Annotated in this window: 16 protein-coding genes and 4 tRNA genes; 12 read left to right on the top strand and 8 right to left on the bottom strand. The window is 44.5% G+C overall.

Features of this window, described 5'->3' with window-relative positions; genetic code table 11:
• Positions 1 to 47: 47 nt before the first annotated feature.
• From M1575_00750 to M1575_00760, 3 genes are read right to left on the bottom strand one after another with little or no spacing between them, the layout of a single operon-like run.
• Complete coding sequence (locus tag M1575_00750; protein MCL5095254.1) at positions 48 to 2,003, bottom strand: tetratricopeptide repeat protein; 1,956 nt, start codon at positions 2,001 to 2,003, stop codon at positions 48 to 50.
• Positions 1,996 to 2,310 (bottom strand): hypothetical protein, encoded by a 315-nt coding sequence (locus M1575_00755; GenBank protein MCL5095255.1) that lies wholly within the window; start codon positions 2,308 to 2,310, stop codon positions 1,996 to 1,998. The genes M1575_00750 and M1575_00755 overlap by 8 nt, the downstream gene beginning before the upstream one ends.
• A gap of 50 nt (positions 2,311 to 2,360) precedes the next feature.
• Positions 2,361 to 9,854 carry a tail fiber domain-containing protein gene (locus tag M1575_00760; GenBank protein ID MCL5095256.1) on the bottom strand — a complete coding sequence of 2,498 codons (7,494 nt, stop codon included), beginning with the start codon at positions 9,852 to 9,854 and terminating at the stop codon, positions 2,361 to 2,363.
• A 354-nt stretch (positions 9,855 to 10,208) separates the two neighbouring features.
• Between M1575_00760 and M1575_00765 the strand changes: the two genes are divergently transcribed.
• The 4 genes from M1575_00765 to leuS all read left to right on the top strand — a co-directional run bounded on the left by M1575_00765 (position 10,209) and on the right by leuS (position 14,506).
• A tRNA-Ala gene (locus tag M1575_00765) sits at positions 10,209 to 10,281 on the top strand.
• Between the two features lie 204 nt (positions 10,282 to 10,485).
• Positions 10,486 to 10,559 (top strand) — tRNA-Ala (locus M1575_00770).
• 206 nt (positions 10,560 to 10,765) lie between these two features.
• The gene (locus tag M1575_00775) at positions 10,766 to 11,044 is read left to right on the top strand and encodes a zinc-ribbon domain containing protein (GenBank protein MCL5095257.1); all 279 of its coding nucleotides are present in this window, start codon (positions 10,766 to 10,768) and stop codon (positions 11,042 to 11,044) included.
• Positions 11,045 to 11,980: 936 nt separating this feature from the next.
• Positions 11,981 to 14,506 carry a leucine--tRNA ligase gene (gene leuS, locus M1575_00780; GenBank protein MCL5095258.1) on the top strand — a complete coding sequence of 842 codons (2,526 nt, stop codon included), beginning with the start codon at positions 11,981 to 11,983 and terminating at the stop codon, positions 14,504 to 14,506.
• A 58-nt stretch (positions 14,507 to 14,564) separates the two neighbouring features.
• Here the strand turns inward: leuS and M1575_00785 are convergent, their stop codons facing one another.
• Positions 14,565 to 14,903: a hypothetical protein gene (locus tag M1575_00785; protein ID MCL5095259.1), complete on the bottom strand. Its 339-nt coding sequence runs from the start codon at positions 14,901 to 14,903 to the stop codon at positions 14,565 to 14,567.
• 57 nt (positions 14,904 to 14,960) lie between these two features.
• On the opposite strand from M1575_00785, the gene M1575_00790 reads away from it, so the two are divergent.
• From M1575_00790 to M1575_00805, 4 genes are all read left to right on the top strand, one after another.
• On the top strand, positions 14,961 to 15,662 hold the full coding sequence (locus M1575_00790; protein ID MCL5095260.1) for a hypothetical protein: 702 nt from the start codon (positions 14,961 to 14,963) through the stop codon (positions 15,660 to 15,662).
• Between the two features lie 140 nt (positions 15,663 to 15,802).
• Entirely contained in the window at positions 15,803 to 16,453 is a 651-nt protein-coding gene (locus M1575_00795; protein MCL5095261.1) for a ComEA family DNA-binding protein, read from the top strand.
• Positions 16,454 to 16,470: 17 nt separating this feature from the next.
• Entirely contained in the window at positions 16,471 to 17,385 is a 915-nt protein-coding gene (locus M1575_00800) for a ComEC/Rec2 family competence protein (protein ID MCL5095262.1), read from the top strand.
• Between the two features lie 311 nt (positions 17,386 to 17,696).
• A complete protein-coding gene (locus M1575_00805; GenBank protein MCL5095263.1) occupies positions 17,697 to 18,551 on the top strand; it encodes an MBL fold metallo-hydrolase in 855 nt (284 codons plus the stop codon).
• Here the strand turns inward: M1575_00805 and M1575_00810 are convergent.
• On the bottom strand, positions 18,548 to 19,102 hold the full coding sequence (locus tag M1575_00810) for a four helix bundle suffix domain-containing protein (GenBank protein ID MCL5095264.1): 555 nt from the start codon (positions 19,100 to 19,102) through the stop codon (positions 18,548 to 18,550). The genes M1575_00805 and M1575_00810 overlap by 4 nt on opposite strands.
• Before the next feature lie 117 nt (positions 19,103 to 19,219).
• Between M1575_00810 and argS the strand changes: the two genes are divergently transcribed.
• From argS to ndk, 3 genes are read left to right on the top strand one after another with little or no spacing between them, the layout of a single operon-like run.
• Positions 19,220 to 20,959: an arginine--tRNA ligase gene (gene argS / locus M1575_00815; GenBank protein ID MCL5095265.1), complete on the top strand. Its 1,740-nt coding sequence runs from the start codon at positions 19,220 to 19,222 to the stop codon at positions 20,957 to 20,959.
• Positions 20,960 to 20,963: 4 nt separating this feature from the next.
• Complete coding sequence (locus M1575_00820; protein MCL5095266.1) at positions 20,964 to 22,241, top strand: insulinase family protein; 1,278 nt, start codon at positions 20,964 to 20,966, stop codon at positions 22,239 to 22,241.
• A gap of 5 nt (positions 22,242 to 22,246) precedes the next feature.
• Complete coding sequence (gene ndk, locus M1575_00825; protein ID MCL5095267.1) at positions 22,247 to 22,666, top strand: nucleoside-diphosphate kinase; 420 nt, start codon at positions 22,247 to 22,249, stop codon at positions 22,664 to 22,666.
• Here ndk and M1575_00830 read toward each other — a convergent pair.
• Together M1575_00830 and M1575_00835 are read right to left on the bottom strand one after the other, a co-directional pair.
• A complete protein-coding gene (locus tag M1575_00830; protein MCL5095268.1) occupies positions 22,631 to 23,257 on the bottom strand; it encodes a Maf family protein in 627 nt (208 codons plus the stop codon). The genes ndk and M1575_00830 overlap by 36 nt on opposite strands.
• A 3-nt stretch (positions 23,258 to 23,260) precedes the next feature.
• A tRNA-Pro gene (locus M1575_00835) sits at positions 23,261 to 23,335 on the bottom strand.
• A gap of 127 nt (positions 23,336 to 23,462) precedes the next feature.
• Between M1575_00835 and M1575_00840 the strand changes: the two genes are divergently transcribed.
• Positions 23,463 to 23,536, top strand: a tRNA-Arg gene (locus tag M1575_00840).
• 99 nt (positions 23,537 to 23,635) lie between these two features.
• Here M1575_00840 and M1575_00845 read toward each other — a convergent pair.
• Positions 23,636 to 24,826, bottom strand: a complete 1,191-nt coding sequence (locus tag M1575_00845; protein ID MCL5095269.1) for a PEGA domain-containing protein — start codon at positions 24,824 to 24,826, stop codon at positions 23,636 to 23,638.
• Positions 24,827 to 24,845 lie beyond the last annotated feature (19 nt).

The raw sequence follows: 24,845 nt of genomic DNA on the forward strand, positions 1-24,845 counted from the left end.
TCGTAAAAAATTGCGAGGTATTCTTGAAGCGCCGAATAACAACCCTTTTAAGAAGCAGATGGAGATGGAGAGGGGGACTTCTCTTTCTTTGTTCCCGAAGAAGTGGCGACCGGGGGAGCGGCATTTTCCGGCAGTTTGAGGGGCGGGTTAAGAACGGCCGAAGAAGTGGCCGGTTCGGTTAAGGTTTCCGGCTGGCCCGAAGGCGCTTCTTTGGTTTCTTCTTTAGGCAGTTTGGTTCGTAAATCATCAAGTTCCTTTTTAGCTTTCCGATAATCGTTGGAATTTGGCTCAACCAAGCCGAGTACCCGCTCCATGGCCGCCACTGCCTCTTTAATTTTACCGGTCTCTTTTAAGGCGGCCGCTAAATTATAATAAGCGTTGGCGAAATCAGGCTTGAGGTTTATGGAAAGATTAAATTGGCGGATGGCCTCGTCATAATTTTTAGCCGAGAAAAAGAGGCTGCCCAAGTTAAGACGAAGTAAAGGATTGGTGGGATCCAAAGCGATGGTCTGATTATAAGCGGCCAGCGTCCACTGATCCGCGCCCTGGGCGGCATTAACAAGCGCCTGGTAAATGCTGGTCAGATTTTCCCAGTTGTTGATGCGGTTTGGTCCGAGGTTAACGGCGGCCTTAGCTTCCGCAATCGCCTGCTGAATCAGACCGGAGATATCTTGCCGATCCTGATCGGTTAAATCTTTTTTTGCGGATAAAGCGTTAGCCAGGGCTAAATTGGTTTGAGAATAAGTCAAACGATAATTTTCGCTTTGGGGATTCAAATTAATCGCCTTAATCTGCAGATTGTAAGCATCCGTGCCTCGGTTTTGCGCCAGGGCGGAAAGCGATTGACGGAAATAATAATCGGCCAGCCAAAACCGGCCGAGGCCGTAAAGAGAGACGGCTGAAAGAAGAATCACCACGGTCAGCAAAATTTGCGTGGCGGTTTTGGATCCAAACTTCACCTCGGTTGTGACGGTTTGATTTGCCAATAAGCCTAAAAATAAATAAAGAACGAATAAAAGAAGAGAAACGGCCGGGACAAAGAAAAGAAAAAGAAAGGAGAAGAGAAGGGGCAGAAAAACAAGGTATTTATTTTTGGTCAGGCGGACGGTTCTTAGGATCAAAAAGAGCCAGGCGAAAAGACCAAGAAGCCCGGTTGTCGTTAGGACATAAAAATAATGATTGGAGGACAGACCGAAACGGACATTCCAAAGATTGGTCGAATTGAGGCTTATCGGCCGGCCGGCGGTAAAAGCGGCCAGATAATTATCCAAACCGACGCCTAGAAAGGGAAACCGCTTCAGGGCCTCGACCGCCACAAACCAGCCCGCGGAAAAAGGCAGAAATAAAGGTTTGGCGGTTGTCAATAATTGATAAAAAGTGACCCCAAGACCGCAAAGGATTAAAAGCAGAGCGAAATATTCAAGCGGTTGTTTCTTTTCCCATTCATGCCAAAATTGGGGGAGATAGAAACTTAAAACCAAAGCCAAAAAGAGACCCAAGGATAAAGGATTACCGGCCGGGGTAAAGGTCGTGGCCCGCATAAAGGCAAAGAAGCTTTTTTCGGGAATCAAAGTTTCGCCGACGCCGATAAACTGATAAATGGCGGCAAACGAGAGTAAACTGGCGCTGCCGACAAGGGCTAAGGATATGCCTTTTGTTAAGGAAGTTTCCTTGACCAGAAAATAGAGGACGGTTAGGGCTAGAATCAGGCCGAGACCTTGGGGCATGATTAAAGCCTCGATTTTATTGGTTGAAACTAAAAAATAAACCAAAGCATAGACCAAAAGAATTAAAACTACGGGTAAATCCAAAGAAGACCGCGTGAAGGCAATCTCCTGTTTTTGGTAAGCGCGAAAAGCCCAAGTCACCATCAGGATCAAAAGATAAAAGGACAGAAAGATAAATTTATTAAAATCGTAAAATTCCGTGGTTAAGGGCAAAAAAAAGAGCGGCAGGAAAAAGACTAAACCCAAAATGCCTCTTTCTAAGATTTTATCAAGCATAAGCGGCCAGTTCCTTTCGGTGAATTTCTTCAAGTTTTTTTAAATTTTTAAAATCATCTTTGGTTGGCATATCAGCCTTAATGTCCTGAACATCTCTTTTAATATCAAGAACATCTGTTTCCACCTTGTCCAGCCGGCCATCCACCTTGTCAGCCCGATCCTCAAGCCTCTCGAGTCGTTTATTAACCGCAGAAAATTCTTTTTCCAAATAGGGACCGGCTAAGTCTGCCCAAAAATCACCCAAAGCTTTGATGATTTTTTTATCAACAAGACTACCGATATTTTCAAGGTCTTTTTTAGTGAGCATCTTTTTAATTTTAAAGTCCAACCTTTATTTAGTCAAGATATCAAACTAGGTTAATTTCCGACAATGAACCAGTCGAATTTAATATCGGCGGAACTGGTGGCCGAAACGCCAACGGCAAATTCGCCGCTTCTTTTTTCGGTCACGGTCAGGACCTTGTCGGTTAAGGTCGTCGGGGTCAATAAAATCCGGGCGGAGGCGGTGGCGGCCTCGGCCGAGATCGTGGCGACAAGCTGGCCGGCCAAAAGACTGGCCGAGCCGGCGGTTTTGGCGCCCAGAACCTTAAATTCTTCGGTTTCCACCTTTTTGGCGGTAAGCGTGCCTTCAACCTTGACGTTGCCTTTTTGATCAATCACGATTTTTTGCCCCATCATTTCAATGTTGCCCAATGCTGTGGCCTGCAATTTCAAGGGGAGTGCTAAAGTTTCGATGGAACCTTCAAGACCGTTAACGACCAAAAGGCCGTTGGTGATTTTGCCGGTGAGACCCAGGTCGGAAAGAAGCGTCCGGCCCAAAACCGTTAATTGGCCGGACAAAGTCGCGTCTTTGCCGGTGAGATTTACCAGACTGGCCGAAATCGTGGCTTGGGTACTTAAGCCGAGGGTCAAAAGAGAAATTTGGTTTTTAAGCTCGGCGGTTATCGAAGCCAGCCTCGCCTCAGACGAGGCCAGAGTCGAGTCTAGGCGGGCATATTTATTGTCCAAATTCGAAATCCGAAAATCTAAATCCGAAACTTTTGTTTCGAAATTCGAGTTTAGTGCTTCGAATTTTTGCTTGGTGAGATTGCCGTTTTCGTCGAGTTTGACAGAAAGGGAAGTTAAACTACCGCTTTGTGTGGCGATTTGCCCTTGTTGTTCCTTGATGGCGTTGACGGTAAGCGCCACGACTGATGTCGTGTCCAAGCTCCAATAACCGCTATCCTGCAAAGCACTGGCTTCAGGAAGGACACTTTTGACATTCTGTGCCGAGAAGCCGACATGAACAAAGTCTTCGCCTTTATAAGAAAAGCGTATCGGATTGAGTGCCGAGAGCGCGCTAAGGCCTCCCTGATAATAGCCATAAATGTTTTTCAGGTTCTCATCTGACGTGCAGATAATATCTCCTGAAGTGTTAGCCGAGAGGGTGCCGGCGGTTTTACAACCTGCTTGGCGGATGGTGCCGTTGACATCTAATTTCTGCCCCGGCCCTGTCGTCCCGATGCCGACGTTGCCAGAAAGAATTGCTGAAGCTCCCATTGTTTCTTGAGCAGGGTCAATATAGTAGTTTCCATTCTGGTCGGCAAAAACAGTCGCCCTGACCTTGCCGTTCACGTCGAGTTTTTCTGCTGGCGCTGTCGTCCCGATGCCGACATTGCCGCCGTTTGTTATAGTCATGCGTACCGTATTATTCGTCTGTAGTTCAATGAGACCATTTGTAGCATCAGTGCCACCTATTAGCTGAAGTTTATAAAAACTACTGTTTATCGCCAGTCCACCGGCACTATTATCTTTAATAGTCTGACCGTTTGCGAAACCTATCTGTACAGGCTGGTCAAGACTAAGGTTGCCAGCGTAATGAGACGTACCGTTTACATCTAACTTTGCCCCCGGCACCGTTGTCCCAATACCGACGTTGCCGCTACCATTCCAGGTTAAAACTGGCGTTCCGATTGTACTACTAACGGCTGCTTGATAACCTAGAGACCAAGCGCCTGTACCACCATAACTTTCTGTTTGAATGGTTCCATACTTACTTCCGTTAGAAGTGAAGGAAATATCGGTTGCATTGATAGAACCGTCAGTGGCCATGTTAAGATAGGGAGTTTGAACGGAAGTAGAAAACTTAGAATTTCCAACAACGTCTAATTTATATCCCGGCCCCGTCGTTCCTATACCGACATTGCCGCCCCATGGATTAAGAGCCAGATTTTTTGCTGCAGTTCCTGCATCGAAAGTCTGGATTTCTCCAAAATCCGCAGTGTCATCATAGCCAATAAATAAAGCCTTCAGTGGATGAGAAGTCCCAGATATGCGCAATTGGGTGTTCTGATAGGTGGAAGCTATATCCACATTTTTAGAAAGATGGAGTAGGGCTGCAGGTGCCGTCGTCCCGATGCCGACGTTGCCGGTTGATTTTATGACAATCGCGTTTGTATCAAGCGACCCAGCATTGCTAACCCTAAGATAAGTATCTACGCCAGTGGCTGAGTTATCCACGAAGAAATTTTGAGTTCCATTAGAGCGGATATAATTTGACCCTAATTGTGTATAAAGAGCGGTTGTGTTTGAAGAACGAATGGTGCCATATACATCCAATTTTTCGCTCGGTGCTGTCGTTCCAATACCCACGTTCCCCCCGAAGTAATTGGTTCCTCCGGCGGAGTAGAGAGCAAAGTTGTTGGTGCCCGCAGATTGAGTGTTGACATACAAGCCATAATTATTGGTCAAGGAGGAACCGGCATTGACGGTGGGATTGTCAACGTAAAGTCCATAAAGATTGGTGATTGAAGAGGTGGTGCCCACCCCAATGTTACCAGAGACATAATCAACAAAAAGATTGGTCAGTTGGGGAGAAGTGCCTCCTATGCCGATGTTTGGCCGGTTGTACATGCCGTAGATTGAAGTCACCGGTGTCGCCGAGTTCATGGTTCCCGTGTAAGTGTTATCCAACTTTGTTTGGTAGTAAGTCCCGGCCGAAGCCGCGGTGACTGTTTGAGCCACCTCTAAACTTCCTCCCGGACTGGTGGTGCCAATACCGACGTTGCCAGTAAATATTCCATTGCCCACTACATGGAGCGGAGCAGCCGCTGTTCCATCTGCGGTTGACCCTCCAATCCATAAACTTCCATCTGAAGTTTTAAAAACGAACTTGTTATTACCGCCCGTATTTTTGATTGCTAAGGTATCGGAATTCACTTTAACATCGACAGCATTAATAATCGATTGCGCACTCATATCCAACGTCCCTGCTAGTTTAAGATTGCTCGCTGTCAGCCAAGTGCCGTCATCACCAAACTTTCTTGTGGTTTGGAGAGTTGCGTTGCCGGGATAAAATCCTCCGTGGGAATAAACACTATCTGTGAACCTTCCGAGTCCAGAGACATCAAGTTTGTATCCTGGCCCCGTCGTCCCGATGCCGACATTGCCGCCCGGCATTAAGGCCAGATTTTGCGAGGCGGCAGTGATAATTTGGTTAGGACCGGTACCGGTAAAGGTCATGCCGGAACCGTTGCCGGTTAAATTCAAAGCGGCACTGTTGGCGTAAGAATTGGTGAGTTGATTATTCATGGAAAGGGTCGTTATGCCCGAGACGGCACCAGTCGTTGTTAGATTGAAGGCGTTTGAGACTAAAGAAAGATTGCCGGTGGCGTTGCCGATGGCGGTCGCCGAGGTTCCCGTGGCGTTGAGATTGGTGGTGCCGGTGACGGTTAAGCCGCCGGTTCCCTGAATTAGACCTGATCCGGAATTAACACCAACCGCCGTGACCGCGCCGGCCGAGGAAACCTGAAACTGGGAAGTAGCGCCGACCGACAAAGGAGCCGAGGGAGACGTGGTGCCAATACCGACAGAATCTCCAATGGTGGCCGGAGCCAGATTTGTCCCGTTTCTTTGCCAGTAGCCTAAAGACCCGGTGGTGGGAATGGTTGAGGTTAGGTTTTTTGAAGCATCGGTGTAAACTCCAGAGGAGGCGGTTAAGGTTGCGACATTCACCAAAGAGGTGAAGGAGGCGGTGGAGCCTACGCCTAAAGTCCCGTTGACTTCCAGTTTGTAGGCCGGACTGGTGGTGCCAATGCCAACGTTGCCGCCCGGCATTAAGGCCAGATTTTGCGAGGCGGCAGTGATAATTTGGTTAGGACCGGTACCGGTAAAGGTCATGCCGGAACCGTTGCCGGTTAAATTCAAAGCGGCACTGTTGGCGTAAGAATTGGTGAGTTGATTATTCATGGAAAGGGTCGTTATGCCCGAGACGGCACCAGTCGTTGTTAGATTGAAGGCGTTTGAGACTAAAGAAAGATTGCCGGTGGCGTTGCCGATGGCGGTCGCCGAGGTTCCCGTGGCGTTGAGATTGGTGGTGCCGGTGACGGTTAAGCCGCCGGTTCCCTGAATTAGACCTGATCCGGAATTAACACCAACCGCCGTGACCGCGCCGGCCGAGGAAACCTGAAACTGGGAAGTAGCGCCGACCGACAAAGGAGCCGAGGGAGACGTGGTGCCAATACCGACAGAATCTCCAATGGTGGCCGGAGCCAGATTTGTCCCGTTTCTTTGCCAGTAGCCTAAAGACCCGGTGGTGGGAATGGTTGAGGTTAGGTTTTTTGAAGCATCGGTGTAAACTCCAGAGGAGGCGGTTAAGGTTGCGACATTCACCAAAGAGGTGAAGGAGGCGGTGGAGCCTACGCCTAAAGTCCCGTTGACTTCCAGTTTGTAGGCCGGACTGGTGGTGCCAATGCCAACGTTGCCCGAATTGGCGATGACAAACTTCGGCGTGCCCGAGGCCGAGGCGGTAAAAAGATCCTGATTTTGGATTTGGTTAACAATTAGGGCCGCCTTGCCGGAGGCGGTAATCCCGGAATCGGGATTGATGAAAAAAGTGGGCGCGTTCGTCGAGAGCCATTTCGAGGTTGAATTCCAGCGTATCTCGGCATTAGTGGCCGGCACACCTCGTTCAAAGGTTAAGGTAATGTCTTGGGTGTCAGTGGTGGCGTTAGCCGAACCAATCAGCCAATCGTAAGCAGAAGTCGCTCCGGTAACAACCGTGCCTGATAAATTTGTCGCCGTCACGGTATCGGCCCAAACATTAAGCCACCGGCGGGTGTTTGAGCCAAGATTGTAGTTAGAGCCGGGATTAGGAACTAAATCACTGTTAACATAACCGTTAACCGTTAAGCTGTCAGAAGTTGTCGCTCCCAAGATGACGGAACCGTTTAAATAAGTCGCTCCCGCCACTTGCAAAGCGTAAGCACCGGGGTTGGTTGTGCCTATACCCACATTGCCTTCAACGATCAATCCTGAAGTAGGAGCGGCAATGTTCCCGTAGGAAGCACCAATAGAAACATTGCTTAAGACCCCAAGCTTTGATCCGGGAGTGGTTGTGCCGATGCCCAAATTACCGGTAAGATCAGCATTCCCAGAAACGGTGAGTTTATTCGCCGGAGTGGTTGTGCCGATGCCGACGCGGGAGTTTTGCGTATCTAAGGAAAGAAGCGAAGTTTCAAAACTTAAGGCATTGACAGTGGTGTTTTTCAAGTCAACATTTGTCGCTTGAGTCGAAAGATCTAAAGTCGGGGAATCAATCTTGACGGCGGTTGAGCCGGAAAGTTTGATGGTCGGTTCGGTTAAGGTGATGATTCCGTCGGTGGTATTGTCAATGGTGGCGTTGTTAACCAAGGTCAAAAGTCCGGTGTTGGCCACGGTCAGCCGTGAGCCGATGGTAAAAATACCACTGCCCAGAAAGGTAAAAGCATTATTGTCGGTGGCACTGCCGAATTCTAAAAGATTAGTGCTGCCGGTTAATTTAAAAATATTATTTAAGCCGTCATCGCGGAGAGTAAAATTGGAGCCATCTCCATATTGGATGATTCCGGCGCCGTTAAAATCCAAAGTGGCCGCGCCTAAGTTTAAGGCCGTCGTCGAAACGGAATTGATGGTCGGCGCGTTGATAACCAAAGTGGGATTAATGGAAGTACTGCCCAGGGTAATTTTCTCGCTTGAGTTAGTCGTATCTATATTGATATAGTCATTGGTGCCCTCTTGAAGATCAAAAGCATTGATGGTGTTGTCAGGGAGATTGATGGTGGTGGTTCCGGAAACCGTCAGCGTATCAGTGGTTGAATCGCCCAAGATACTGTTGCCGCCAACGGTTAAATTACCACTCGTTTCAATATTGCCGGTGGTCGCTAAAGTTGTTCCCTGGACCGTGAGGGAACCGCCGATACTGACCGCATTGGAAAAATCCGCATCCTTAGACCAAATCTTAAGCCAACGTAAGGGCGTTGTGCCGTCGCCTAAATTATATTTATTGTTTTCCGCGGGGTTAAGATCCGACCCAAGTTGGCTGGCGGACAAAATCAGTTTGGCATTATCAATTTTTAAATTACCGGAAATGGTTGCCGCTCCGAGAAATTCTGCCTGGCCGCCGACTTTGAGCGTGTTTTTCAGGTTGGCGTCATTGACAAAGAGGGTGGCAAAACGTTTACTCGTTAGACCAAGCGAACCCAGGCTGTCGTCGGCAGGATAAAAGTTGGCGCTGTTGTCGCCTTTGATCGAGCCGGCGCCTGAAAAAAGGTTGGCGCTGGGAAAGCCCGCGGCCACCAACACTCCGGCCCCAGACCCCTTAAAGGCCGAAGACGAACCGGCGGCAAGTTCCGAGCCAAGTTGAGATTCTGAAGAAATTTCCACCAAACTCGCGTCGTCCAGATAAATCACGCCGCCCTGATAATCAATAATTTCCAAAAAAGGGTACTTTCCTAAAGCCGCGTTTTCGTAAGTGAAAGTGAAAGGCGTCCAACCCGAAACGCCGGCAATCTCAACCGGCGCCGAAGCCGCAACCTCATCTTTGGCCAGACGAGGATAGTTGGGATCATCTTTTGCGACTTGGCCCATAAACCCAAGACGTAATTTGGGGTGGCCGAGCAAATCTTTGCTTCTTAAAAAAACCGAGAAAGAATAATGGCGGCCGTTGACTGTCGTCGTTTCCGTCTGACTAATTCCCAATGACATTCGATCGTTGCCAGTTCGATTCCCGGAATTTAGGGCGTTTAATTCCGGGAATCGGGAATCCCAAACTTTCATGGCCAAGGTTCCGCTTCTGACCGAGTCATTGCTGACATAGAAGTTTCCTTTATGAGCCATTTCGAGATAGCCCCAGCGCCAAGCCTGGCCGAATTTCGTTTTGCCCTGACCGTCGGTTCCCACCGTGTTTAGAGGATTTTCAAAGGAAGGATTAGCTAAAAGATTTTCCGAAAGGACTTGCGGTTTTAAGCCCAAGGTGGTCTCTTCGGGAATTTTAACACCGGCGACCTCCGGAAAATATAAAGAGGGTCTGATTAAATTGGCTAATTGTTGAGAAAAATAAGCGGTTAAACGCTGAAGATAATCTTTACCGTAAGGAGTTACGGCCAGTCCCACAAGGATGCCGGTTAATAAAATGATTCCCGCCAGCGTGTAGACAAATTTTCTTTGGATTCGAAAGCCAAAATTCCAAAGCCGAAAGCCGAAGGTGGGGGGTGGCGTTTTGAGACTTAAATCCTGTCCAAGAGTTTGTCCGGTAGTTTGGACTTCATACTTGAGTTTTTCCGCGGTCATGATTCTGCCAATTTCGGCCATTGTTTTGCCGGCCTTTTTTAATTCCTGGATTTTTTCCAGAAGTTGCAGGGTGTAGAAAGGGTAGTGACCTTCGGTGAAAGCATTCACTCCGACCTGTTTTCTTTGGGCATGGGGGATGAGGCCGATTTTAGTAAAATAACGCAGACGGTTATTGGGGTTCCCGCGACCAAGACCAATACCTTGTTTTTGACAAAGCAGAATTAAGTCTTTGGCGGTAATTAATCTCTCTCGGGCAGGCGTCATTTGAACTTCAATTTCTCGTTACGGCAAGGAAAATCTCTTGCCATAACTTAACTATAATAATAAAAAAGAGGTCTTGTCAAGAGGGAGCTTGAGGCTAAATTGATATGGTTAGGTAGTAAAAAGAACATGATAAAAAGAGACATGAATTTTAATTCCCGCATTTTCCCAAGATAATTTTTAGCCTTTGGGAGGCGGTAAGTTGCTATTGGTAGGGTCGGAAGAATTAGGTAGGACCAGGTCTTGGAAGAAGAATCTTGTGGTAAAAAAGTTTTATGATATAATAAATAAGTTTGGCGAGGGCCATTAGCACAGTGGTAATGCGCCGCATTCGCACCCGCCTGCCGAAGCGCATGAGGGCTGGTAGCTCATTTGGTAGAGCGCTGCATTCGCATTGCAGAGGTGGGGAGTTCGAATCTCCTCCAGTCCACAAGAGCGGCGGGCAGGTTGAGGGAGGCACTAAAAAATCTGTCGATTTTTCAGTGTAAATAAGCGGTTCGAGTCCGCTCGAGTCCACTTGAAAAGACTATTCGAAGAATAAGGCTTCGCAGGTCTTTTCAAGTGCAAGCACCTTTTATTAAGAGTAAACTCTTTTGACAATGGGTTTACCCTGAAAAAAGCATAGCTTTTTTTAGGGCCCGTGGTATACCGGTAGCATGCCTCCATGGCATGGAGGAGAAGGGGGTTCGATTCCCCCCGGGTCCACCATAAAAAGCTAAGCTTTTTATGGTGTAAACACAATCAAAGTAGGACTTTTGCTTTTTTAGATTTTTTGTGTTACAATACGTCAAGTACATGTACCCGGATCATCGGTGTTCACCATCTCTCTGGTCCGCCAGTTGGCGGCTTTTCCCAGGAGCATGGAGGAAACGAAGCTTCTGGGAATTTAACCAGGGAGGGAGGTGAAATAAAAAATGGCTTTCCAAGATCAAACTTTAAAGTGCCGCGATTGTGGCGCTGATTTTGTTTGGACTTCCGGTGAACAAGAGTTTTATCAACAAAAAGGATTCAATAACGCTCCTGTTCGTTGCCCGGCTTGTCGTCAAACAAAACGCAGCCAAATGCAAGGCACAAGACAGATGACGAAGATTACCTGCAGCCAATGTGGTCGGGAAGACGAAGTTCCTTTCGTTCCCCGAGGTGATCGTCCCGTTCTTTGTCGTGAATGCTTTAGTAAAAGCAAGGGAATGTAATTTTGAATTATTCAAAATAAATTTCTGAAAAGTTACCCCCGCAAGGGGGTAATTTTTTATTCGGCACTTCAAGAATACATTCACCCTTAAGGGAGAATGTTATCCGCCCTGAGGCTAAATTTCCCGCAAAAATAGTTGCGGAAAAAAGACAAGAAAGCAAGATAAAAGACAAAGCCGGTCATAATTAACGCAAGGGCTTCAGGTTTAGCCGGAGAGGTCTAAAAGCGACAGAACCCTGCTTTTAGCAGACAAAAGACATGGCTGCTTGACTCTGTTTTAATTTATCCCTTACGCAAAAGACTCATTCTTAAGAATTAAAAAAGATTGATTTTTGCAGCGGTATTTTTGCCCAAAAAGAGAGAAGATGGAGTATAAGAATATCTCTTTGCGGGGATTATTAGGAAGGTTAATTGAAAATTTAATAAATTCTGCAAAATAAAGAGAATTAATTTTTGGTTTTATTTTAATTACTTTTTCTTCATTTAACTATCTATTATCTATATCAAAAGGTCTTAACTTTACCAAACAGAACAACTTTTGTTTCAAATGGTTGTAATTTTATACATATTTAATTATGCTTATGATGTTATTTGATAACTTGTCTGTGTGAAAACTTTCTCTTGTTTTTGTTTTTATCTCGTCTTTTTTAGTCTTTTAATAAGTTTTTAAATTAACTTTTTTCCCAACGGTATATGTCCCATAGTCATTGTCTCTAAGAATGGTTTACTTTAGTTTTGCCTAAATATTTTTCTTTCCCTCTTTTTCTTTTTAAGAGAAGTTATCGTTTAGCAGTCTGAAACTTACTTTGCCAGAGAACTTTTTGTTCGAATTAAGATTGTTCTGTGGCCTTATTTTTTGACAAATTTTTTTTGCAGGTTTTTGTGTTTTTCCGGTTGCATGTTGGACGAGCCTGATTTATAATGAGTAAAACGAATTATGAAAACAAAAGATCAACCACAAATAATTGAAAAAAAATGGCCCCTCGGTAAAACTTCGGGGAAACAGTCTTATCATCCAGGTGAAATTGAGATTAAATGGCAAGAAAAGTGGGAAAAGGAAAAACTTTATCGGGCCGTTGATTTTGACAAAAGACCTAAAAAATATCTTCTCGTTGAGTTTCCTTATCCTTCCGGCGAAAGATTACATGTTGGTCATGGTCGCAGCTTTACGGCCATTGATGCTTTAGCCCGTAAATACAGGATGATGGGTTTTAATGTTTTATATCCTTTTGGCTGGGACGCTTTCGGTTTGCCGGCCGAAAACTACGCGATCAAAACCGGGATTAATCCGGCCGTAACGACGACTCAAAACATTGCTAATTCTAAAAAACAAGCCAAGACTTGGGCCCTGTCTTTTGACTGGGAAAGAGAAGTCAATACCACCGACCCTGATTATTATAAATGGACGCAATGGATCTTTTTAAAACTTTTAGAAAAAGGCTTGGCCTATAGAGCGGACGTCCCGGTTAATTGGTGTCCGTCCTGCAAGACCAATTTGGCCCAGGAGGAAGTTTTAGCTGACGGGACGCACGAACGCTGCGGTTGTCAGACCGAACGGAGGATGCAGAAACAATGGCTTTTAAAAATTACCGCCTACGCCCAAAGGCTTTTGGATGACCTGAAGATTGTCAATTATTTACCCCGCATCCGTATCCAGCAGGAAAACTGGATCGGTCGAAGCGAAGGGGCCAAGATAAAATTTCCAATTTCTAATCTTGCCATTGAGGTTTTTACAACTCGTCCGGACACTTTATTCGGGGCCGTCGCTTTGGTTTTGGCGCCGGAACACCCTCTTTTAAAAATGCCGGAAATCAAAAAGAAGATGCCCAAGGAAGTGGCGGTCTATCTTGAGCGATCTCAAAAAAAGTCGGAGCTGGAAAGAACGGATCTTAGCAAAGAGAAAACCGGAGTTTTTACCGGTCTTTACGCTCTAAATCCCCTCAATAAGGAGAAACTACCCGTTTGGGTTGGTGATTACGTGATTGGCTGGTATGGAGAGGGAGCGGTGATGGTTGTTCCGGCTCATGACCGAAGAGACTATCAATTTGCGAAAAAATATCACCTGAAGATCAAAGAGGTTGTTTCCGGCGGAGAAATTCAGAAAGAAGCCTATGAAGGAGAAGGGAAGTTAATTAATTCGGGAGAATTTTCCGGTTTGTCCTCATTGGCGGCCAGAAAGAAAATTACCGACTGGTTGACTAAACGTCAGTTGGGAGAGAGAACCGTGCAATATAAGCTTCGCGATTGGGTTTTTTCGCGTCAGCATTACTGGGGCGAACCGATCCCGATTGTTTATTGTCAGAAATGCGGGACGGTTTCGGTACCGGAAAAAGATTTACCCGTTAAATTGCCTTACATGGAAAAATATCAGCCGACGGAAACCGGAGAATCACCCCTGGCAAACATTAAGGAATGGGTTGAGGTGGCTTGTCCTGAGTGCGGCGGGCCAGCACGAAGGGAGACGGACACCATGCCAAACTGGGCTGGATCAAACTGGTATTTTCTAAGATATTGTGATGCAAAAAACCAGAAAAAATTCGCCGACCGTCAAAAACTTGATTACTGGATGCCGGTTGATCTATATAACGGAGGCATGGAGCATACGACCCTGCACCTTCTTTACTCGCGTTTCATTTATAAGTTTTTAGCCGATTTGGGCGTTGTCCCAGGGCAAGAGCCTTACGCTCGCCGGCATTCGCATGGTGTTGTTTTGGGACCTGACAATCAGAAAATGAGCAAAAGCAAGGGCAATGTCATTAATCCCGACGAGATTGTTAAAGCTTACGGCGTTGATGCCTACCGGCTTTATGAGTCATTTATGGGGCCGTTTGAACAAATGATTGCCTGGAGTGACGAGGGAGTCGAGGGTTGTTACCGTTTCCTCAAAAGGGTTTGGCAATTAACCATGGGCAAAACTTCTCGCGAGAAAACCAATCCGGAATTACTTAAAGCGTTGCACAAGACGATCAAGAAAGTCGGAGAGGATTTGGAAAACTTAAAATTTAATACCGCGGTTGCCGCGATGATGGAATTTATTAATGTCTGGCAGGTTGATTTAAGGGGTTTGAACAAAAGCGATTTAGAGAAATTTTTACTGATCCTGGCGCCTTTTGCTCCTTATTTAACCGAGGAACTCTGGCAGAGAATAAACGGACAAAATCATGCGCGATCGCGCGTCAATTTATCCATTTTTAGCCATGAGGAAAGGTGGTCTATCCATCAGCAACCGTGGCCAAAATACGACCCCAGGGTAATTCAAGAAAAAACGGTAACGATGCTTATTGAGGTAAATGGAACAGTGAGAGAGAAGCTAGATATCGGGTATCAGATATCAGGCGTCAGGAAGGAAGTAGAGAAGTTAGCAGAGGCAAGCGAAAAAACCACTAAATATTTAGCCGGCAAAAAAGTTAAGCAGGTAGTTTTTATTCCCGGGAAATTAATTAACTTTGTTACCAATTGTTAAGATCGCTTAGGGATTGGTTTCACCACCACCGCATGATAACCCTCTGCTTGGTTACCATTTAAATCAAAAGCCTGTGGAATAATCCTGACACTTTGATAATCACCGGTTTTTTTAATTCAGCGGCAATTTCCTCTACAGGTTTAGAAAAGAGGTGTGGTGTCGGTGTTTTGCCGTCCCAGGAATTTGTAAAAAATACTTCTCCTGGTTTCATAAAATTTCGTAATTTTATTAGCCCCTCATTTTCTTCCTCTTTTGGTTTAATTTCTAGTATTTTGTCTATGTTATCTTCCACAATACTTACCTCCTTTTCTATCCTATTCTCTCTCTCTCTCTCTCTCTGCTTTCTTTTTGTCAAGTTTAGCGTAAAGTTTGCGCGATCGCGCGTCAATTTATCCATTTTTAGGCATGAGAAAAGAGTTGACAAATTTAATAGAGAGACTTAATAATAAAGTTAATGCGTAGTTTGACTAAAAAAATACTTCTTCTTTTAGCCGCAGGTTTAGATGAGATAGCTGATTGGGATAAGACGTTGACCAGTCCATATCTTTCTCTTAAATTCATCTCATATAAAGACGATTATTTTCAAAAAATAATCAGACAAATGCTTAAAGCAGGTCAGATAGAGAGAATTGTTAAAAGAGGAGAACCTTTTTTTAGAGTTACTTCCAGAGGGAAAATTAAACTGGTTTATGACATTCCTTTGGCCAAAAGATTTGGGCAAAAATGGGATGGAAAATGGCGGATGGTGATTTTTGATATTCCGGAGATTTCCAAAACCAAAAGAGACGGACTGCGCAGAAAGCTTAAGGAACTTGGTTTTGCACAGTGGCAAAAGAGCGTTTATATTACCCCTTTTGACGTGGCAGTGGAATTAGCAGAACATCTTGGAGTTAATAATTTATCGGATAACGCCATTGCTTTGGAAGCCAAAAAAATCTTCGTTGGCGACGAAAAGGAGATGGCCAATAGGCTTTGGCGTCTTGATGATCTAAATTTGAAATATCAAAATTTTGTAGAAAAATACCAAAAAGAGAAAGACAAAAAGTCGTGGGAAGAGGAATATTTGGCGATTTTAGAAGTTGATCCATGTTTACCAAGCGATCTTTTACCACAACCATGGTGGAAAAATCAAGCAAAAAAATTGGTCTATGGATAAAATCATGCGCGATCGCGCGTCAATTTATCCATTTTTAGCCTTGAGATTTAAGAGTAAAAACTAGTTAAATTGACACAAGGAATATACGAATAATTAAGAATAATAGAATAAAGAATGAGACATAATGGACAATAAGTGATATGACCGACAAAGAGACAGAATTTACTGATCCCGAAGCGGAAGAGAGAATTATTAACACCAGTAAAATTTATGAGTTTATTGCCTTTTATAAAATCCCACTTGTTTTCGCTTTGCTGGCAGTTTTTCTTTTAGTCGGAGCGGTTCTTCTTTGGCAATCAAATAAGGAAAGTGCCAGGGTTATTTTTACTCGGGAAAATGAAGCTAATCTAGGGGCATCCGTTAGCGCCCAAATTAAAGTTGACGTTGAAGGCGCCATTGTCAGCCCCGGCGTTTATGAACTTGTCTCTGGCAGTCGTATTCAGGATCTGCTAATTAGGGCCGGTGGTTTAAGTGGTGAGGCGGACAGAGAGTGGATTAGTCAGAATTTAAACCTAGCGGCCAAGCTTATTGACGGAGGTAAAGTTTATGTTCCCAAGATGGGGGAGAGGAAGACGGGAGAAGCGATATTAGGATATGAAGATATAGCGAATAAAATCAATATCAATAACGCCAGTTCAAGCGACTTGGATAAACTTTCCGGGGTTGGTCCGGTTACGGCGCAAAAAATTATTGACGGCCGACCCTACCAGGCGATTGAAGACCTGTTAAGCAGAAAAATTATTAACAAGTCAACTTTTGAAAAAATCAAAGACAAAATCAGCGTCTATTAAATTCTTAAAAGCAATTTTTGAAAAACATACTCATTCCCATTTTTCTTGTCTCTATTTTCTTTTCTTGTCAAAATTTTTGGCCTGTTTTTGGTGAAACTCGATCAAAATATAGATTAACTAATACAAAAACGACGAATATTTTCAGCCAGAAGACCAATAAGCTTTTACCGGAGCCCCAGGCCGCTCTTTTAAACGGAATTTTGTGGGGGACGAAAGAGACGATGCCTCGTGATTTTTACGAGGCGCTCCGTCGAACCGGAACCCTGCATGTCATTGCTCTCTCGGGGATGAATATCACGATTTTAGTTGCCCTGATAGGCAAATTAACTCTTTTTTTGGGCCGGAAAAAATCCATTTTCATTACTCTTTTAAGTATTTTTGTCTTTATTGGCTTCGTCGGCCCTTCGGCTTCGGTTGTTCGGGCCGGTATCATGGGTTCTTTGACGCTTATTGCCGTTTATTTTGGCAGACGGGACTGGAGTTTGCTAAGTTTGGTTTTGGCCGCCGGAATCATGTTAATTTTTTTTGCAAACTGGCTGACCGATGTCGGTTTCCAACTTTCCTTTTTGGCGACATTGGGCATTATTCTTTTTGCTTCGAAACCGGAAAGCCAAAAGACAAGGGGAGTAGGGCAAGAAATTTTGAAAAAGACGAAGGATAATTTACAAACGACTCTGGCTGCTCAAGTTTTTACTTTGCCGGTAATGTTAATTACTTTTAAGCAGCTTTCGCTGATTGCGCCGGTCACGAATGTCTTGGTTTTATGGATTGTCCAGCCGATTATGGTTTTGGGCTTTATCTTAAGTCTTCTGTCTTTAGTTTTTTGGCCTTTAGCTTATCCTTTGGCCTGGATTATTTGGTTGCCTTTGACTTATTTTATCGAAGTCGTTGAGTTGACAGCCAGAATACCCTTTGCGGCCATAAATTTTTAGGCGAGCGAAAGCGGCCGCCGGTTATGAATTTTTTCACTCCACGTTGTCTTGTTTAGATTAATGTTTTAGCGCACTAGCACGTTAGCAATTTTAAAACGATGGCGCAGCCGTAATGAGTGGAGATGTCAAAAATTATAACCTGGCGTCCTTGTGTTTATTGAGGGGCCGGCGGTCAACAATTTTAGAGGAGTCACACTTACCTTTAATGGATATTAAATTCAGCAATACTTGAATCTAAGACTAGGCTATAATTGACTTGAGCAGAAGTGGCGACGGAAAAATTCGTTGCCGCCAGCCCATTTTAAAAAACCATGAAAATTTCCCTTAAATATTTACTTGGGGGAGCATTAATAGGCTTTGTTTTGCTTCTGGCGGCTTTTTCTTCTTGGCCGGACGGCAAGCTCCATTTGGTTTTTTGCGATGTCGGCCAGGGAGACGCGATTTATGTAAGAACCCCAAACGGAGAGGATATTTTGGTTGACGGCGGGCCGAATGAAAAGGTGCTCGGTTGCCTGGGCAAACATATGCCCTTTTACGATCGGAAGATCGAGCTGGTCTTTTTGTCTCATCCCCAGGCCGACCATTTAAACGGTCTAAATTCTGTATTAGAAAGATATAATGTAGATTACTTTATTAGTAGCGGGACGGAAGGAAAAGGAGAAGAATATAAAAAATTAATGGATTTAATCAAAAACAATAAAATTCCTCTGAAAAAAGAAGCCGCGGGTGAAAAAATTCTTTTGGATAATTTAAGTTTTTTGGTGCTTTGGCCCTCAACTCAAGTTCTGGGCGCCCAAACGAGTCAAACCGACTTAAACGAGCTGTCTTTGGTTTTGGAACTTACCTATAACCAATTTAACGCTTTATTAACCGGAGATGCGGGCCAAGACGTGCAACAAGAAATAAGAAATCAGGAATCAGGAATTAGTGATATAAAAGTCATAAAAGTACCGCATCATGGGAGTAAAACCAGTCTCTTGTCTTCATTTCTTGAGCAAATCAAACCAAAGCTGGCGATTATTTCCGTAGGTAAAAATTCTTACGGCCATCCGACTAAGGAGACTCTAGGGATATTACGAGACAAGGATATTAGGATCTTGCGAACGGACGAAGACGGAGAAATAGAGATTGTCTCGGATGGGGAAAAATGGTGGAGAAAAAACTAGAGAGTTCTTTTAAAATCGTGGCGCTTTTTAAAAAGATTTTCCCGGAAACCACCCTCTCTAATAAATTTTTCCTCGATGGCTTTTAGAAGACGATCAAGAAGAAAACTTTGTTTATAGCAAAGAGTAATAAGAAGATTAGCCAATCCTTCGGGATTACGCGTATAGGTCATATAAGACAAATAAGACGTATAAGACTTATTTGGTAAATCTTTCGTTCGACGGATTTCTAAATTTTGCGGATTGTCTTTGTCCCAAAGGAGAAGATTTCTCTGACGAAGGAAGTCTTTAAAATCTTCCAAAAGTTCTCCAAAGCTGGCTCGGGCTATTCCGGTTAGCTTGAGATTTCCTTCAACGCTTTTCTCCAAAGATCCCTCGACGATATTTTGCTTGCCCGATCTGGCCGCTTGAACCATTTGGTCAAAGGTTCTTGATTTTTTATCAATATAGTTTTGGCAGAAAATAACCGTTAAGTCGTGGATAGTTGTGGCCAACCAATAAACAACCAAACTTTCGTATCCGCCCCTATTGGTCTTATGGGTCATATTAGTCATATTTTCGTCTTTGTCTTATCTTATTGTAGTTCTTTCCGAAAGGTAATGGAAGTTGTATAATGAGTGAAACGAATTAATCGAAGAACAGTAATAAAATCACTCAATAATTTAGCCTATATGATCCGTGATCAAATAATTGCCGATTTAAAAGAAACCCTGGAGAAAATTGGCGTTATGGGTTTTGAGCCAACCTTGGAACATCCGGTCCAAATGGAACATGGAGACTACTCTACAAACATAGCGATGGTGGCCTTTGGAGTAAAGACGGGTCTTTTAGATAAACGCGAGACCGCAATTCATAGTCCCTTCGACCTCGCTCAACTTATTGTTAATGAATATAAGAAGATTAAGCGAGATTATCTTGAGGAGATTGAACCAGTTAAACCGGGTTTTATTAATCTGTGGCTTAAAACTGACTATCTTAGCACTGAGCTTGCCGAAGTGCTAAAGGCAAAAGAGAGCTACGGTTCCGCAAAAATTGGTCAGGGGAAAACCGTTATTATTGACTATTCTTCTCCGAATATCGCCAAGCCGTTCGGCATCGGCCATTTGCGCTCCACCGTTATCGGTCAAGCCCTTTACAATCTTTATCGGTTTTTAGGTTGGAAAACGATCGGCGATAACCATTTAGGCGATTGGGGGACTCAATTTGGAAAATTGATCGTGGCGATTAAAAAATGGCACCAAGGAGAAACGCAGGGTTTGCAGATAGAAGATTTAGAAAAATTATACGTGCGGTTTCATGAGGAAGCGGAAAAAGATCCGACCCTGGAGGAAGAGGCGAGAACCTGGTTTAAAAAACTTGAAGACAAAGACAAGGAAGCCCAAAAAATCTGGCAGGATTGTATTGCGCTTTCCTTGCGGGAATTTAATCGTCTTTATCAGCTTTTAGACGTCAAGATTGATTTTGCTTATGGTGAAAGTTTCTACCAAGACAAGATGGAGGCAGTCATTAACGAAGCCAAGAAACAAAAACTGGCAGTTTTAAGCGATGGCGCCTTAATTATTGACTTGACTAACTTGAAGATGCCGCCTTTTATGCTTCTTAAATCAGATGGCGGGACGACCTACCAAACCCGGGACCTGGCCTGCATCGCCTTTAGAAAAGAAAATTGGCACCCGGATTTATATCTTTATGAAGTTGGGGCAGATCAGACGCTTCATTTCCGCCAGCTCTTTAGCGTGGCTTCAAAACTTGGTTTAGGAAAGCCGGAGCAGTTTGTTCATATAGGACATGGTTTGATACGTTTGCCTAGTGGAAAAATGAGTACCCGGCAGGGGAAAACCGTGCATTTGGAAGAAGTCCTAGACGAAGCCGTTTCCCGATCAGAAAAAATTATTGACCAGGGAGAAACAGGTCGGGGTTTAACGCCGGAGGAGAAAAAAGAGGTCAGCTTGGCGGTGGGAATCGGCGCCATTAAATATTTTGATCTTGGCCATCATTTCTCGACCGATATTCTTTTTGACTGGGAGAAAATGTTTCAGCTGGAGGGCAATTCCGGACCGTATCTACAATATACCTATGCCAGATGTATGAGTGTTTTGAAAAAAGCGGCCATCGGCCATGAATTTTTTCAAAAGGCTCCCCGCGCGCCAGAGGAAATTGCCATTTTGCGGACTCTTTATAAGTTTCCAGAAATCGTTATTTTGGCGGCGCAGACCTATTCGCCCAATCTCCTTTGCAATTTCCTTTTTGATCTGGCGCAAAAATATAATTTGTTTTATAATAAGCTTTCCATTCTCAAGGCAGAGAACCCCAAGCTTAGGGCGCAAAGGCTGGTCTTAACCGCGGCCACAAGTCAGATCATCAAAAACGGGCTGAATTTACTGGGGATAAAAGCCTTAGAGAAAATGTAAGCTTATGGAATATAAAAAAATATTATTACCTAACGGTCTCCGCTTGATTACCGTTCCGATGGAGCATGTCCAGTCGGTGACGGTCATGATCTTAGTCGGTGCCGGCAGCCGTTATGAGAAAAGGCCGATTTCCGGCCTGTCACATTTTTTGGAACACATGGCTTTTAAGGGAACGGAAAAAAGACCTTCGGCTTTTGCCATTTCTTCCGAAATCGAAGGGATTGGCGGTGAATTTAACGCCTTTACCTCTAAAGACCAAACCGCTTTTTACGTTAAAGCGGCCAGCCCAAACTTACCCGTCTTAATTGATGTTTTATCGGACATGCTTCTTAATTCTCAATTTGACAAAGAAGAGATTGATCGCGAAAAAGGCGTCATTATTGAAGAGATTAATCTTTATGAGGACACGCCATCAAGAAAGATCGGCGAGATTTTTGAAGAACTTTTATATGGCGATACGCCTTTGGGTTGGGATATTGCCGGTCGTAAAGAAACGATTGCCCAAATTCAAAGAGCCGATTTTATGGAATACATTAACGGTTTATACGCGCCGGAGAACACAGTAGTGGTTATCGCGGGCGGGATCAGCCGGCAAGAGCCAAAAATTAAGGATTTAGTCGTTAAGAGTCTTGGGGGCTGGCAGAACAAAAAAACCTGGACTTTTCTGCCTGCCTTAGACAAGCAAGATAAAGCCCAAGCCAAAATCGTTTATAAAAAAACCGAACAGGCTCATTTGGTTTTAGGCGTTCGGGGTTACAATCTTTTTCATGCCGATCGTTATGCTTTGGGAATTTTGGCCACGATTTTAGGCGGGGGCATGAGTTCGCGGCTTTTTATTCAGGTTCGCGAAAGACGGGGTTTGGCCTATTATGTTCATTCCGTGGCCGAACATTACGCTGATGTGGGGCATCTGGTGACTTTAGCCGGAGTTGATTTGGAGAAAATTGAAGAAGCGATCAGGGTTATTCTAGAAGAATATCGAAAAGTATCAAAAGCAAAAGATATATCTCAAAAAGAGCTTATTAAAGCCAAGGAATTCTTAAAAGGCCGTTTGATTTTGGAACTGGAGGATAGCCGTTTTACGGCTTCAATCTTCGGTTCGGGCGAGATTTTGGAAAATCGTGTGAAAACGCCGGAGGAAATGATGGAAAAGATCGATCGGGTTAAAAAAGAAGATATCCAAAGGGTGGCCGATGATGTTTTCAGAGAGGCAAAGCTTAATTTGGCGGTGATCGGTCCTTTTAAGGATGGACAAAAATTTAAGAATTTGCTAAAGTTGTAAATTAGATGGAAAAAACCGTTATTTTAGTTAAACCGGATGGTGTGCAAAGAGGCTTAATCGGCCAAATTATGGCCCGTTTTGAAAAGGCCGGTTTTAAGATGATTGCCGCCAAATTAGTTTGGCTGAACGATGAACTCCTGAATCAATGGTACGCGCATCATCTGGACAAACCTTTTTTTCCGGCCCTCGCGGCTTTTATGAATGAAACGCCGGTTATGGCTATGGTTTGGCAGGGTGAAGACGTTGTTAGTCAAGTTAGGAGAATGAGCGGGGCGACTGATCCGGCGAAAGCCGAAAAGGGAACGATTCGTGCCGACTTAGGCACTGAAATTCAAAGAAATGTCGTCCATATCTCTGATAGCCCGGAATCGGCAGCCAAAGAAATAAAGCTAATGTTCTCTCCGGAAGAAATCCTTGAGTATTGAACCTTTAAAGAGGATTTTTTCTTTCCTCAAGATCGGTAATAAAACCTCTAAGGGTAGACCAACGACATTTGTTTCTGAACCGATAAGCTTAAATTTTCCTTTCATCATCGCATCACCGATCGAATAAGCTCCAGCGTGGGTCGTCACCGCGGCCGTTTGGACATACTCGTTAATCCATTTTTGGGTAAACTGACGGAAAATTACGGTTGTTTTAACGGCTTTTTGATACACTTTTTTTGATTTTGTATTAAAAATATAGACTCCGGTAATAAATTCATGAGTTTGTCCGGCAAGAAGCTGTAAAATTTTCTTGGCTTCGCTTTTTGATTTTGGTTTGCCAAAGGTTTTGCCCCGGAAATAAACCATGGAGTCCGCCGCAATGATCAACTTTAGTTTCTTAATCTCCTTATCTCTTAATATCTTGACCACGGCCATGGTCTTGGCTTTGGCAATTTTTTGCACTAATTGGAGCGGATCTGGGTCTTGATATTTTTCTTCGTCGATGTGAGCCGGAATAACCGTAAAAGAAGGTCCCAGTTTTTCCAGGAGCATTTTTCTTCCCGTCGAAGCTGAAGCCAGGATGATTTTCATTTTTGGTCGGGGTGGAGGGAATCGAACCCTCTATCTCACGGTCCCGAACCGTGCATGTTACCGGTACACTACACCCCGAATTAAGCAAATAACTTATAATTCGTTTTGCTCATTATATGGCAATTTATGTTAGAATACAAACAGTATGTTCCCGTAGCTCAACTGGAGAAGAACCTGGCTTTCGCCAGAACCTTGAAATATTTGCGCCCTTGTAGCTCAACTGGACAGAGCAGTCCCGTCCTAAGGGAAAGATTGCAAGTTCGATTCTTGCCAAGGGCGCAAATATTTTAGAGCAGTCGCGTCCTACTTGTCTCGCCGTAGCCTTAGCGAAGGCGGAAGGGAAAGATTGGCTGTTCAACTCAGCCCGGGGATGTCCTTTCAGCGTAAATTAATGGAGTAAAGATTAGCCATGCCGCTAAATTGCGGGCCTGTCGGTCGGTTGTATGAGGTTAAAACCAAGAGTTTGCTGCCCGAAGGCGAAGGACCGACAAATTTTTCAAAAGGGCCGTTGTAGACCGTTGATTTATTCGTTCCGTCATATTCCATAAGCGAAATCTTATCCGACTCGACGGCAATTAAGTGTCTCGAGCTGGGGAACCACGACAATAAAGCTCCGTCTTTTTGGATTTCAAAATTTTTATCTTCTTTCAGGTCGTAGATATAGGTTGCTCCCGGTTTAAGAATTCTGACTTCCGGCGTAGAGTTAGTCGCGATTGGGGCTGGTGTTAAAAATTGGGCTAGAGTCGCCGAAGCCGTGGCTTGATAGAGAAGTTTCGTTTCGTCAGGCGAAAAAGCGAAAATCTTCGCGCTTTCGGTGGCTATTTTGGCCATCTCCGGAGGTAAAAGAATCATTTTCTCGGTTTCTTTTTCTTTTTCCAAAAGAGCCCAATCTTTTAAAAGGTTTTTCCAGCCATCCCAGCTTAGAGGCACGGCCGTGCTCGTTTTTTCACCCTCTAAAAGATAACGGTTCGCACCGATGGAGACTAGGATTTGTTTGGAATCCGGTGACCAGGCAAATGTTCCCTGAGCAAAATCCAAGCCGGAGCTTGATTTGGCTAAAAGCAGGGGATCACGCGAAAAACCCAAGGGCTGTGAATTTAAATTAAACACCCAAAGTCCCGCCTTCACTGAAATTTCGTTGGTTGAACCGGTTTTAAGAGGTATGGCGTAGACGATTTTCGTGCCGTCCGGAGAAAGAACCGGCGCAATCACGCCGCTGGTTGTTAAGGGTGAAAGGGAAGGGGTGCTTGGGAAAAGCATGGTTTGCGTTTCGGTTACAACTTCACCCTGAACGCGCAATTTTTTCTCCCAGGACAAAAACCCCTCTTTCGTGATTTTTACCTGATACCAGCCGGGAGAAAGAGCCAGAGTGTTATTGGTGGCCGTTTTAAGATTACCATCAAGCCAAACCTGGGCGCCGGTCGGATCGGAACTGACGACCAAAAGGCCGGTTGAGGAAAGGTTTTTTTGGCCAGGATTAAAACGGTAACCGCGGCCAAAAGCAATCACGGCCAAGGTCGTGGCGATCAGGGCCAAAATTAAGAAAATTGTTGTTATGGCTCTTTTCATAAACATTGAAATTATATCA

The sequence above is a fragment of the Patescibacteria group bacterium genome, assembly GCA_023473585.1.
In the GTDB taxonomy this organism is placed as follows: domain Bacteria; phylum Patescibacteriota; class Microgenomatia; order JAMCYU01; family JAMCYU01; genus JAMCYU01.